This is a genomic window from Bordetella genomosp. 11, from assembly GCF_002261215.1.
In the GTDB taxonomy this organism is placed as follows: Bacteria; Pseudomonadota; Gammaproteobacteria; order Burkholderiales; family Burkholderiaceae_B; genus Bordetella_C.
This window is the reverse complement of record NZ_NEVS01000004.1, coordinates 3,434,093-3,446,742: the sequence shown is the minus strand read 5'-3', so window position 1 is coordinate 3,446,742 and position 12,650 is coordinate 3,434,093. Positions and strand designations below refer to the sequence as shown.

Sequence of the window (12,650 nt, the reverse complement as noted above, 5' to 3'; positions counted from 1 at the left end):
CCCTTGCGCCCACCGCTTGTTTTACAGGGCGCCAGTGCTCCCGTCCCGCCAGCCGGCCGGGATGACTCTCAAGGAGCGCGACATGACGCAATCTCATGCTATCTCCACCACTGCTCGCCTCGTTCTGGACAGCGAACGCCTGAACTTCCTGCCCAAGCACTTCGGCCAGCGTTTGATGCTGACCGGCGAGCTCGCCGTCTACGGATGGCTCCGTCGTTTGTCTGAGGACTATCGCGGCGGCTATTGGCAATACTACGAGGTCCCCGGCGGCTTTTATATGGCGCCGACCGGCCATGACGCGCTGCGCATCGTGTGGCCGATGAACTGGTGCGATCTCACGATGCCGCCCGACGCTGCGGGGATCGTGGCCAGCCTCTACGCCCTGAGCGAACTTTGCCAGTGTCCGCAGGGCGCCGACCTGGTCGACAAGTACCACGCCTTGCGCGAATTCGCCAGCGTTCACGCCGAGGCCTCGGCGATCCTGGCCGCCATCGACTGACGGCCGAGGGCCCGCTTGGGCGGGCCATTGTTTTCCGTGGTTGCCTCGGCGGCCGTCGCGGCGATGCTCCTGCTAAGCGGCGCTGCAGGGCCAGGGCCCGCGTGCGAATGCCACCTTGCCAAGCCAGCCGGTGGGGGCGGTCTGCATTCCCGGTCAGTTTGCCACGTCGTTCTCGCGTTCAAGTGCGGCGCCGCGCAGGCGCCACCCGCGCGGCTTGCGGCCCTGGGGCCGTCTCCGACACTTGAGCGCTGCGCTGCGCCGTGTCCTTCAGTTCCGGGCATTCCCGCCCAGGCAACCGGAGCACATACATGGCCAAGACCAGCAAGGCACAACAGCGCAGATCCTTCAATTCCGCCGATGAGCATCAGAAAGCAATCGTCCAGATTCTGCGGGACCTTTCCCGAGCCCATGGGCTGGACCGGACCTGGTCAGACTGGACCGAGATGAGTGCCTTGGCGCTGGCCAACGCGGTCGATCGTGCGCAGTTCGAGAGGCGCGAAAAGCGTTACCTGGAAATCGTAGGTCATTACGGCAAGGAAGACCTGCAGCAACTGGTCGAGGCCTTCACGCACCTGGTGCAGTGCTGGGAGCAACGGGTCGCTGCGGGCGAATTTGGCGACGTGCTTGGAAGCACCTTCATGATGCTCGATATGGGTAACGGCGGTACCGGCCAGTTTTTCACGCCCTACGAGGTATCGCGCCTCATGGGCGCGATCATCATGGGTGACGAGCAGGACCTGGCCAGCGAAGTTGGCCGGCGCGGATTCTTGCGACTTATGGAGCCGGCCTGCGGCGCCGGCGGCATGATTATCTCCGCCGCGCACGCCCTTCACGATGCGAAGATCAACTACCAGCGAGCCATGCACGTAGTCGCGATCGACATCGATCGCCGCTGCGTGCACATGACATATCTGCAGCTCGCACTGCTGCACATCCCAGCGATCGTCGTTCATGGCAATGCGCTCACTGTCGAGGAATGGGAGCACTGGTACACGCCAGCGCATGTCCTGGGCGAGTGGAGTGGGCGCCTGCGTCGGCGTGAAGCCGAGGAGGCGGCGCATGCGTTGCTTCGCGCCCCAGCCGGGGAGGTGGCGTCGGCGCCGGCGTTGCCAAGCGGCCATGGCGATGTGGTCGCATGGCCCGCGGCCTCGCGAGCGGCTGGACGGGCGGCGGCGGCTGGCCAGATGACGCTTTTCTAGCGCTCCTTCGGTCCCGACGGGGACCGTGCGCGGCCTGGCCGCGCAGGATCTTTCTACTGTGCTGGCCGTCAAGCACTGCACGGCGCACACCGTCGCAGGCCCTGCGGTCCCGGACACGCCTTCCGCGGCGCGCGGCCTTTTAGCCGCGTCAGGCGTTTCAAGGGCTTTCGCGGCATATCCTCGCCCGCTTCGCGCACTGCGGTATTCCACGTCCCTTGACCGGCACCTCCTGGCCTGCGCCCGCATGCCCCGTGCAGTGCAATGCAGATCGGCTGCCATTGCTGCACGCAAGGAGCCACCTATGAGCCGTGTCGTCCTGGGCGATTGCTTATCCGTTCTTCCCACACTGCCTGACCGCTGTGTCGACTTGGTACTTACCGATCCACCGTATCTCGTCAACTACGTGGACCGCGCTGGCCGCAGTATTGCCAACGACCGCACCGATCAGTGGCTTGCGCCGGCGTTCGCCCAGATGTATCGCGTTCTGCGTCAGGACGCGTTCTGCATCTCGTTCTATGGCTGGAATCGCGTGGACCGATTCTTTGCCGCTTGGCGCGCCGCCGGCTTTCGCGTGGTCGGCCACATCGTCTTCGCGAAGCAGTACCAGTCCAAGGCGCGATTCCTCGCATACCGGCACGAATCCGCTTATCTACTGGCCAAAGGCCAACCCGTCGCGCCGGCCGCACCGTTGCCCGACGTCATGCCCTGGAACTACACCGGGAACCGTCACCATCCCACGCAAAAGCCGGTGGAATGCCTGGCGCCGCTCATTGAGGCGTTTAGCCAGCCACGGGACATTGTGTTGGATCCATTCGCCGGCTCAGGTTCGACCTGCGTGGCAGCGCGCCAGACGGGCCGGCGCTTCTATGGAATCGAAATGGATCCTAAATACCACACCGCTGCCGTTCGGAGGCTTCAACTAGCCGATCAAGAAAGGATCGCAGCATGAGTGCAGACGCCAACGCATTGCGAGACGGTATGCGCAGCTATCTCATGGGCTACAGCCGAAACCACGCAGCTCGATTGACAGCAATCGCCGCCTATGAAGCCTGGCCGTTGCTGGCCATGCGCGAGATCGAGCGAAGGATGGTTCGGCTTCTTGAAGCCTTGCCCATCGAGGAAGTCATGGCCGTCGCCAGGCTCGAGATTGATCTGAACGAGTTGGCCCGCCAGGCGCTGGCCGGCCTGGGTGAGGGGTAAGGCCGCGGCAATGCGGAAACTGTCCGGAGGCGGCGCAGGCCGCCATCCATGATTGAGGCGTCGAAAGGAGGCGGGCGTGCCCCGCCGACCGCGCCGGCGGGACCGGGCTGTCGCGCTGCGCGTTGAGCCAGGCTGAGCCTGTCTCACCCCTTCGGGCTTCCATCCCATCACGCCTTCGCGCCTGCCGGCGCTGCGCACGCCGCCAAGCGGCGTTTGCGGAGGGCCTTCGGCCCATGTAGACCCGCGCCCTGGCGCGGGTGGGGCGCTCGCCGCGCGGCACGGCTGCGCCTCTCTGACTCGTTCTCGCATGCCTAGCCTGTGAGTCGCAGAGCCCTGAAACCGCCGACTGTATCACTGCGTTCCTCTCTGCAAGGGGTGCGCTGCGCCAGGTGCTCACCCGTTCGGTGCTCGGCCTGCGGCCTGCGCTCCGCGTGCGGCTTGCGCTCCTGCCCCTTTCCGTTCGTCTCTCCGTGACCCAGATCGGCACGGGCTCAGCGACTCACAGGACTGGCGGCAACAACCGCGAAGACGAAGTCCAGCGATTCCAGCCGTTCACGATCGGGTCTAGACGATCTACAGGCCCGGTCAGCACAACACACCAACTTCTCGGGAGATTTCGACGTGAATGCCGCAGATCAAGCCAAGCAGCCGGCTCTCGTGAGGGACTTCCAGGAGGGTCAGCGGGTGACGTGGTGCATGCAAACGCGTGGCGATACACCCGCAGCGTCTGCGAACGCAGTCGTACGCAAGCTTGGCGACGCGCGCGTGCAAATCGAAGTCGCTGAGAGCGTGCGTGGCGAATTGATTCGTTCCATTTTGTGGGTGCCTCCCCACACGCTTTGCCCGCGCGAGCGGGCCAACGCCCAACCTGGGTCTATCTCAACTTCTGCAAGGAGAACTGTCATGGCATCGGTCAACAAGGTCATTCTTATCGGCAACCTGGGCCGGGATTCCGAGGTCCGGTACGGAAGCGACGGCGGCGCGTTCTGCAAGATTTCGGTCGCCACCACTAGCCAGTGGACGGACAAAGAAACCGGCGAAGTCCGCGAAGAAACCGAGTGGCATCGCGTGGTCCTCTTTAACCGGCTGGCCGAGATTGCCGGGCAGTACTTGAAAAAAGGTCAGTCCGTCTACATCGAGGGACGCCTGAAAACGAGCAAGTGGCAGGACAAGGATACCGGGCAGGACCGCTACGCGACCGAAGTTGTGGCCGATCAAATGCAGATGCTCGGCGGCGCTCGCCAGGGCAGGGCCGGGGCGGGCACCGATTCGCACAGCGACACTTCGCCCGTCCAGGACGACGACCTGCCCTTTTGACCTGACCTGGAGACAGAACCATGCATATCGCTGTCTACACCACCGCCGCTTGCGATGAGTGCGACAAGACCAAGGGCGCGCTTGTCGCCCGAGGCATCCGCTTCACCGAGCGATGCGCCACCGAACATCAGCGGGCACTTGTCGCCAACGGCTTCGCCAGCCCACCCGTCATTGCCTTTTCCGTGGAGTCCGAACTGGTCGCATGGCAGGGATACCGCCAGGACATGATCGACCTGCTGGCCGACCTCATCGAGTACGGCCCGCTTCCACGGCACGGGTTCAGGGACCTTTGTGACGCCCGTGACGCAGTGCTGACCCGCTTTCAGGCTATGCAGCACATTCGCGGCCATCAGCTCGACGCCGAGGAGTTCTTTACCGACCACGGCAAGCATCCGCTGTATCGCGGAGCGGTCCTGCTGGACTGGCTGGGCTACTAACTCGGCCATCAACGAAATCGCCCCTGATCGGCGGCAACCGACAGGGGCGCACATCCCAACCCACCCTGTTGCAAGGAGAACTGTGATGAATCACGACTTTATCAGATTGGCCAACGACGTGCGCCGCGCGCACGCGCTCGGCATTGCCATCCGGCTTCCCGCTATGACGATGCGCGAGCTCTCGACGCTTATCGCACTGCTGGACGACGCGCCCGCTTCCACCCTGCTGCACTGACCCGATAACCCGATCCAGGAGAACATGCTATGAAACTCGATTCCAAGGAACTCGCCGCCGTACACGCCGCTGGTGTCCGCACCGACATTCCCTATTCGCAACTCCGGCTGAGCGCGCAATATCAGGCCCGGCGACATATTGAAGGGGCGCACGATCCCGAACTGCTGGAATTGAAAGCGCAGATCGCGGCTATCGGCGGGCTGCTGCACAACCTGGTCGTCGTTGCCACGGAGGACGGCTTCTACGAGGTGTGCGCGGGGGGGCGTCGCTTTGCCGCCGTCGGCCTGTTGATCGAGGAAGGCGCTTTCCCGGAAGGCTACGGGGTGCCCTGCCTCGTCATCCCGGCTGAACATGCCCACCATGCCAGCCTCATCGAGAACGTTGCGCGGAAGGCCATGCACCCGGCCGATGTGTACGAAGCCTATGCCCGGCTACGTGCCGAAGCGTGGACGGTGGAGGCGATTGCCGCCGCGCACGGCGCGAGCGAGAAGGCCGTGAAGAAGCTGCTCGCCCTGGGCGGTGTATCGCCCGCGCTTATGGACCTTTTTCGCCAGGGCAAGATCGACCTGGACGAAATGCAGGCGCTGGCATCGGTTTCCGATCACGCCCGCCAGGAAGCCGCCTGGAAAGCGGCCAAGCAAGGTTACTGCCATCGTCCGAGTCGCATCCGGGAATTGCTGGCTGAGACGGAAATGCGGGGCGACAGCGCGGCCGCCCGGTATGTCACCGTCGCGGCCTACGAGAAAGCGGGTGGTGCCGTGCGCCGCGACCTGTTCCGCGACGATGCTTACCTTGATGATCCCGAGAAGGTGCGTGACATGGCGCTGGCGAAGATGCAGCGCTCCAAACTTGCCAAGATGGTCGCGGGAGAGGGATGGGGTTGGATCGACTACCAGCTTTCGTTCGACTACGACGAGCGCAAGCGCTTTGGGGAAATTCAGCGCGTTTATTTGGCGCCGGACAAGCCCCACGCCAAGCAACTGTCGTCGCTCACCGACAAACGCGACGAAGCCCAGGTCAAGGTCCGCGAGATCATGCAGGGGGATGACCAGGATGAGGCACAACTGGCAAAGCTCCGCGCCAACATCGAGAGCTGGCAAGACAAGATCGTGGAGATTCGCGGCACGCTGTACGACTATCCAGACAACCTCAAGCCGTTAGCCGGTGTCATCCTGCACCTGGATCATCACGGCGACCTGACGGCCTCTAGGGGCTTGATTCGCCAGGAAGATCGTGAGGCGATTGCCGCCCTGCTTCGCAGCAATACCCAAGACGAAGGTGCTGACCCCGCCGCCGTGGACCTACCTCCCGTCAAGACGCGACCGGTGCATTCCGAGGCGCTGACGAACCGGCTGCAGGCACAGCGCGTCATTGCCCTGCAGGCGGAAATCATCCAGCGGCCGAACCTTGCGTTGTGCCTGCTCATCGAACAGTTGCTGGCAGAGGTAGGCGATTCAGTTGGCCGTGCCTATTCGGTGCGCAGTTTCGACATATCTGCTTCCAGCGCGCATCACGACCTGGAGCGCTCCGATGCCGCCATGGAAAGCGCACCGGCCTGGGAGGCGGTCCAAAAGGAAATGGAGCTGCACACGCGGGACGTTCCCGGCGACCGGGACGCGGTGTTGCCCTGGCTGCTGGAACGTGCGCAGGCGGACAACCTCGGTCTGTTGGCCGCACTCCTCGCTGCGACCGTCTACCGGGTTCGGGGCTACAACCAATCTCCCGATACCCGCCACCTGGACCGGCTCGCCGGCGTGGTCGGCCTGGACATGACGAAGTGGTGGTCGCCCACGGCACAGACGTATTTGAGCCATGTGTCCAAGGACCGCATCGCCGCCGTAGTGGCCGAGGCGGTGGGCGAGGGTGAAGCCAAGCCGCTGTTGGCGATGAAGAAGGGCGAGGCCGCTGCCGCCGCCGAACGGCTGCTCGATGGCAAGCGATGGGTGCCTGAGTTGATGCGTGCCCAAGCTCTCCAGGTCGCCGACCCAGGCGACAGCGATTACGACCAGGACGCTGACGACGCCGCCGAGTAACCACCGTTCCGGCCGGACGCAATGCGCTCGGCCGGAACCAGCGGGAGACAATCATGGTAGATGACAAATTCCTAGCCGCTGTCGGACGCTTGCCGGAGGTCGGCACGCCCATCCGGCGCGATTGCGAGGAGATCCGCCGGGCATTGCAGACCGCCGACGAATTGGAGGAGTTCGCCCGAGCAGCGCGGACCCGAGCGGAACACTTGGCGGGCGCGCTGCGCGCCAAATTGGCGAGAAACTGGTGTACGGCCGAATCGCGCGCGGCCGATGTGGAGGGCTGAACATGGCCTTCCATCGATGGGTGACTTCGCGCAAGGTGTGGCGTGCCCAGCGAAATAAGCCGCTGGTGCTCGCCGGCATGGCCGCCTGGGACGGTGCTATGCGGCGCGTTCGGACCGTGGAACGGCGGGAGCGGTGGCAGGGTACCCAGGCGTCGTATCGTGCCATTGCGGTGCGATGGCGCCGGGCTGAACGTGTTTTGAGTCGTTACGACGCCTCCGTGAGAGGTGCATTGGTGCAAGCATGGGCCGATAGTCATGGGGCGCGAACACCTAATCGACTGCTGGCCCTCGTGCATGCCTACGACAATGGGCGTCTTTGCCTGCCACCAGGGGAAGTCAGGAAAAAAATGACCTGATAATATAGTCATTATGTTAAAATGACTATGCGTAGTGACTGGGAGGATGCCATGCAGGGGCACCATGTATCGAAAACGGAGTTCAAGGCGCGGGCGCTGGAGTTCTTCCGGCAGGTGGAGGCGACTGGCGAGCCGCTGATCGTCACCGATCACGGCAAGCCTGCGCTGGAAATTCGCCCCTACCGGGCACTCGAACGCGACCCGGCCGAGATCTTGCGGGGTTCCGTCGTCAAGTTCGAGAACCCCACCGAGCCTGTCGGAGCGGACGACTGGGAGGTTGCGCAGTGATCGTCCTGGATACCCATGCGCTGGTATGGTGGGTGAGCGACGATCCCCAGTTGAGCGCCAAGGCCCGAGACGCAATCGTCGCCAAGCGCGGCAAAGGGGAAGTTCTGCTGTCGGCGATCACCGCCTGGGAAATTGCCATGCTCGTGCGCGCGGGGCGGTTGGAACTGACTCAGGACGCGACGACCTGGATCGACACGGTTGCCGAGTTGCCATCCGTCCGGTTCGTGCCCGTTGATACTCGGATCTCCATTCAGTCGGTGGAGTTGCCGGGAGACTTTCATAAAGATCCGGCTGATCGGATTATCGTAGCCACGGCCCGCCACCTCGGTGTGCCGCTGGTGACGGCCGATCTGAAGATCCGCGATTATCCGCATGTGCAGACAATCTGGTGACATTGGACCATCCGTGTCCAAAGCAAAGGCCGCCTTTTGGGCGGCCTTTGCTTTGGGATGAAAGGGCAGTGTGAGATGTGGCGGCCATCCCCACCGGCTGCGCCGGCGGGGCCGTCCTGATGACGTTGTGAACGTCCCCCGGACGTTCACAAGGCCCTTAAGGCCGTCGCCGACAACCCCGTCGTCGCCCCCCTTAAGGGCCTCACACATGACGCACCCTTGCGGATGCCATATGTTCCTGATCCTCTTGATCTTTTTCCATGGATCAAAGATTTCTTTTGTATGACAATGAAGTGTTCCTTGCTGCGTTAGCCGCGCCGTTGCTGGCTTTTGGAGCGGAAGAACCGTATACACGGATCGATTTCTGAGCTCTTTCTCGCTGGGCGATTAAATGAAAGGCCAACCCAGGACGAATATGGGACAAGCCTGGGACGGCGCCGAGTCTCTCTCGGATCGAAATGGTACCTCTCTAGAGCACATATGGCCCTATATGGGACATGTCGAAGTTCATTAATGCTGGACACGGATGTACAGGTCGAACAGCAACACCTCTAGGATGACAACCCAATGCAGGCAGGCGCAACGCTTGCTGTTCTGGCCATCCATTGCAGCAATTTCGGGTTCAACACCAACATACTGGGGGATATGGTCATCTAGCAGGCGCGCACGCCGAAAAGGGCATGCGGGTGCCTATAGGTCATTGATGGCTAGCCTGGAAAGCCCGCACGCTGCAGCGTAGCGTTCACGCTGGCCAACAACGCTGCCCGGACCTGCGAAATCGGAGTCGGATTGCCATCTTCCGGGATGCCGTTGGAGTAAATGTCGAGGCTCCAGACACCATCCACGAACTGGCCGAGATCGGTATCGGGCATGTATTGCACGTCTGGTTTCTCTGCGTGGAAACGCCGATGTGGCAGCGAGGGCAAGTCGAATCGCAGCGGAGAGTACTCCCAGTACGCCTGAATAGCCGGACCAACCGTCATCTCGACCCGCCAAGCTCCGTAGTCGTAGCTGTCGGGGCGGAAGATACGGCAGCGTACACGAGGAGTCACAGCAGGAAGAATGTGGCGGGCCAAGCTGGCTTTCACAGAGCGCACGCATCGCGCGTCGTCCTGCTGGTGATCCGTTGCGTACACATAGAGGCCACCTTCCCAGCGACCATCGATTAGTTTGGCCGTCATTAATTCCCGGCCGTTGCGTTGACGAGTCACCGGAAACCGCTCATCGGCCCGGAATGCTGCTGCGGAATCTATGCGATACCGCTCAGTACCATCGGCGGCCCTAAACTCTGGTAAGAAAAACTGCGGCTGCCGATACAGGATCGCGCCGTCAGCCCCCTGCACCTCGGCGGTGACGTCATAAGCTATATCGGTGAAATTCACAGCACGTTGACGCGCTGTCGAGCGCTTCGTGACGGTGACGACGATCCGTATCCCATCCAGTAGCGCGCCGACGGCCTCCGCCGTGCGGGCGTCCTTGAGTTCGGTTAATCGGGCGACGAACTCCGCATGATTGAAACACACCGGCTCCGATGGTTGCATAGCGGATTGGGCCAGAAGGGATGCGTGGGTTCGCCCGCCAAGGCCGCGAGAGAGCGCTTCGATCAGACTCGACTCCCGCACCTGGAAATGCCGGGCGGCGGCCGTCTTCAAGCGTCGGGCGAATACATTTAAATTGGCGCGCGTTGGCGCCGGTGACTGCAACATGGTGCGTCTCCAAAGGGGTAGTTCCGGCCCGCCAGTTACACACGGAACCCAGGAGGGCACACGTTGAAAGAAAGACGCAACATGACAGTTGCGCTCAAGAGTTGGCGGTGACTCAGGCCGAGGGGCCCAGGCGAATAGCCTGCGGTGATTTTACTGCGCGGATTTAATCCCAGCAAGGTGAGTCCCCCGGTCGTTCTTGAGGAAAAACGGCAGAATATGCGGCCGCACCGACCTGTCCGCCATTGGCTTCGCCGTGCATGGCCGTATACCGCTCCAAGCCCGCCCTCAACGCCGCGGGCAGGCTGACCGTCATCAGCTCCGTCAACATCGATTCACCCATTGATGAAGAACGGTCGGTACGGCTCCAATGTTGGGTCTCGGTTCACGATCACCCGCTCGGGCATGCCCTGACCGATGGTCAGAGTCGGCGGGATTTGCAATTTGTTCCGTGCGTTTTTTGGATCACTTGGTTGAGCCTGTTCTGCTTGCTGTCGCCCGATGCGAAGACAGTATTGTTGGTGACATTGCACAAGTTGGAGACGCTTAGCTTGGTACCTGTCAGTGATGACTGAAAGCGCGTGAAGGCTGCCACCCGATAAGTAGGCAACGGACTTGAAAATCGTGCGCTTGTCTGGTGGGTTGACGCCCATGATTTTCCACAGGATGGGAACAGGCTTTGTAGATGCCAGTAAAATCGCGATGTTCTCTGCCGCAGGGGTAAAGTTTGACCATAGAGTCCATGCACAACGAAGGGGCTTTCGTTGACAAGCTTAATGAAACACTGAGCCCCACGTTTCCGGTCCGCAGCATTGAACTGTTGAGAGGCCGGGAGAAGGAATTGGAAATTATCCGCCGCGCCCTGGTGATGCCAGGCCGCCATATCTTCATTTTTGGCGATAGAGGGGTTGGAAAAAGCTCCCTGGCTCACACCGCCGCGAACTTGTACCAATCGTCCGATGGCGCACCCATCACCGTGTCGGGCTCATCTGACGCCACCTTTACTTCCATCATTGCCAATATCGCGTACCAGGCGTTGAATCGGTCGAGAGTTCAGAGGATCGAAACGACCCGGACATGTACGTTTTCTTGGCGCGGCTTGTCCTTGGGCGAGAATCGCGAAATTTCTCCGATAGACATCAGTGCACAGCTTCTAACGATAGGCGATGCGATCGGCCTTCTTTCAGAAGTAGGAACCCTTCATTCTCGTGCACCGGTAATCGTTCTTGACGAGTTCGACACTATTTCCGATGTCGATGAGCGCAACAAGTTTGCTTCACTGCTGAAGATGATCGGGGACCAGGAGGTGCCGATCAAGTTCGTGTTCACGGGCGTGGGATCCTCACTAGATGAGTTGCTTGGCGCCCACCAGTCAGCCTATAGGCAGCTCGCCACTATCGAACTGGATCGCCTCGGCTGGGAAGGCCGGCGGGAAATTGCCATGCAAGCTGCCCATGCCTTCGAGCTGGATCTCGATGACAACATCGCTTGGAGGATCGCGATCGTCAGCGACGGATTTCCCTACTTCGTTCATCTGATCATGGAGAAGATGCTGTGGGAGGCATTCACGGCAGAAGAACCGGTCGAGACGCTTGGGCAGGTGCAGTATCTAGCTGGCCTCAACGCGGCTATTGGCGAAATCACTGCTGAACTGCGCCGACCCTATGAAAAAGCGGTACTCCATCGAGATGCTGAATATGAGACGGTCGTGTGGGCGACAGCGGATGGTGAAGACCTTTTCCGCGATATCGGCCGGATGCACGAATCGTACGAGATCGTATGCCGAAAGCGGCAGGAAACCGCCGTCCTGAACCGGCAAAAATTCGGGGAGAAGTTGCGGCAACTGAAGTCAGTCGCCTATGGCAACATTCTTCAGAGTGTGGACAAGCGGCCGGGCTGGTATACCTACAATGAAAAGATGCTGCGCGGCTATGTGCGCATGCAGGCGGAGGCCGGAGGTGTTGAGCTTTCCGGAGAGCGAGCGTCGCCGCGGCAGCATATTCACGTTCCGACCAATGCTCGGAGCGGATACCGTGGTCCGTCCGTACCGCGAGGCGTGACTCTGAGGGGGGAGGGGAAGGCCGGCAATGCGGATGACAGCGAATAATTCATGTTGTTGACATGGATTGGGCTGCTTTTCATCAATCGACGCTGCAGAATCAACTACAACATACCCGAGCATTTCCCCTGTCCGGCAGATACAATATGTTCCAAATCGGGAATAGGCAAACCGCGAGTCGTAGGATAACCACCCTCTGGTGAGGCAAGGAAGACATTAGGTGTCATGTCATGGATACGCTGACGGCTGAACATCGATCCAGGGTAATGTCCCGGATAAGGGGGAAGGATACGCAGCCGGAAATGGCCGTGCGAAGAACTATTCATGCGCTCGGCTACCGTTTCCGCCTCCATCGACGTGATTTGCCGGGTTCGCCAGACATCGTGCTTCCGAAGCTGAAAAAAGCAATTTTCGTGCATGGGTGCTTCTGGCATCGCCACGCTCGATGCAAATATGCATATGTTCCAAAGTCCAATGTCGATTTTTGGAGCAAGAAATTCGATGCGAACGTTCGCAGGGACCAAGCATCTGCAGAGGCTCTGAAGGCCCTGCAATGGAATGTCCTGACAGTATGGGAATGCGAGACGAAGGATATTGGGAAGCTTTTCGACGTACTAAAGCGCTTTCTTTCAGACGCCACGCGATGATACT

13 protein-coding genes and 1 pseudogene are annotated in these 12,650 nt (G+C 61.1%); 13 read left to right on the top strand and 1 reads right to left on the bottom strand.

What is annotated here, in order from left to right:
- The first annotated feature begins 82 nt into the window (after nt 1-82).
- The 11 genes and pseudogenes from CAL28_RS23140 to CAL28_RS23095 all read left to right on the top strand — a co-directional run bounded on the left by CAL28_RS23140 (nt 83) and on the right by CAL28_RS23095 (nt 8,237).
- Nucleotides 83-499: an antirestriction protein gene (locus CAL28_RS23140; protein ID WP_094843521.1), complete on the top strand. Its 417-nt coding sequence runs from the start codon at nt 83-85 to the stop codon at nt 497-499.
- Between the two features lie 308 nt (nt 500-807).
- Complete coding sequence (locus tag CAL28_RS23135; protein ID WP_094843520.1) at nt 808-1,698, top strand: N-6 DNA methylase; 891 nt, start codon at nt 808-810, stop codon at nt 1,696-1,698.
- Nucleotides 1,699-1,999: 301 nt separating this feature from the next.
- On the top strand, nt 2,000-2,647 hold the full coding sequence (locus tag CAL28_RS23130; RefSeq protein ID WP_094843519.1) for a DNA methyltransferase: 648 nt from the start codon (nt 2,000-2,002) through the stop codon (nt 2,645-2,647).
- Nucleotides 2,644-2,898: a hypothetical protein gene (locus CAL28_RS23125; RefSeq protein ID WP_094843518.1), complete on the top strand. Its 255-nt coding sequence runs from the start codon at nt 2,644-2,646 to the stop codon at nt 2,896-2,898. Before CAL28_RS23130 ends, CAL28_RS23125 begins: the two co-directional genes overlap by 4 nt.
- Nucleotides 2,899-3,801: 903 nt before the next feature.
- Nucleotides 3,802-4,194, top strand: a pseudogene (gene ssb, locus CAL28_RS23120) (single-stranded DNA-binding protein); the annotation flags it as partial.
- A gap of 41 nt (nt 4,195-4,235) precedes the next feature.
- On the top strand, nt 4,236-4,652 hold the full coding sequence (locus tag CAL28_RS23115; protein WP_094843516.1) for a hypothetical protein: 417 nt from the start codon (nt 4,236-4,238) through the stop codon (nt 4,650-4,652).
- Nucleotides 4,653-4,737: 85 nt separating this feature from the next.
- Nucleotides 4,738-4,887, top strand: a complete 150-nt coding sequence (locus CAL28_RS29835) for a hypothetical protein (protein WP_176464084.1) — start codon at nt 4,738-4,740, stop codon at nt 4,885-4,887.
- A 29-nt stretch (nt 4,888-4,916) separates the two neighbouring features.
- Nucleotides 4,917-6,920 carry a ParB/RepB/Spo0J family partition protein gene (locus CAL28_RS23110; RefSeq protein ID WP_094843515.1) on the top strand — a complete coding sequence of 668 codons (2,004 nt, stop codon included), beginning with the start codon at nt 4,917-4,919 and terminating at the stop codon, nt 6,918-6,920.
- Nucleotides 6,921-6,973: 53 nt separating this feature from the next.
- Nucleotides 6,974-7,201 carry a stable inheritance protein KleA gene (gene kleA, locus CAL28_RS29830; RefSeq protein ID WP_094843514.1) on the top strand — a complete coding sequence of 76 codons (228 nt, stop codon included), beginning with the start codon at nt 6,974-6,976 and terminating at the stop codon, nt 7,199-7,201.
- A 407-nt stretch (nt 7,202-7,608) separates the two neighbouring features.
- Nucleotides 7,609-7,845, top strand: coding sequence for a type II toxin-antitoxin system Phd/YefM family antitoxin (locus tag CAL28_RS23100; RefSeq protein ID WP_094844800.1), 237 nt, complete (start codon nt 7,609-7,611; stop codon nt 7,843-7,845).
- Entirely contained in the window at nt 7,842-8,237 is a 396-nt protein-coding gene (locus CAL28_RS23095) for a type II toxin-antitoxin system VapC family toxin (protein ID WP_094843513.1), read from the top strand. The genes CAL28_RS23100 and CAL28_RS23095 overlap by 4 nt, the downstream gene beginning before the upstream one ends.
- Nucleotides 8,238-8,944: 707 nt before the next feature.
- Here the strand turns inward: CAL28_RS23095 and CAL28_RS23090 are convergent.
- The gene (locus tag CAL28_RS23090) at nt 8,945-9,943 is read right to left on the bottom strand and encodes a hypothetical protein (protein WP_094843512.1); all 999 of its coding nucleotides are present in this window, start codon (nt 9,941-9,943) and stop codon (nt 8,945-8,947) included.
- Nucleotides 9,944-10,682: 739 nt separating this feature from the next.
- Here CAL28_RS23090 and CAL28_RS23080 point away from each other — a divergent pair.
- A complete protein-coding gene (locus CAL28_RS23080; protein ID WP_094843510.1) occupies nt 10,683-12,047 on the top strand; it encodes an ATP-binding protein in 1,365 nt (454 codons plus the stop codon).
- 182 nt (nt 12,048-12,229) lie between these two features.
- Nucleotides 12,230-12,646: a very short patch repair endonuclease gene (locus CAL28_RS23075; RefSeq protein WP_094843509.1), complete on the top strand. Its 417-nt coding sequence runs from the start codon at nt 12,230-12,232 to the stop codon at nt 12,644-12,646.
- Nucleotides 12,647-12,650 lie beyond the last annotated feature (4 nt).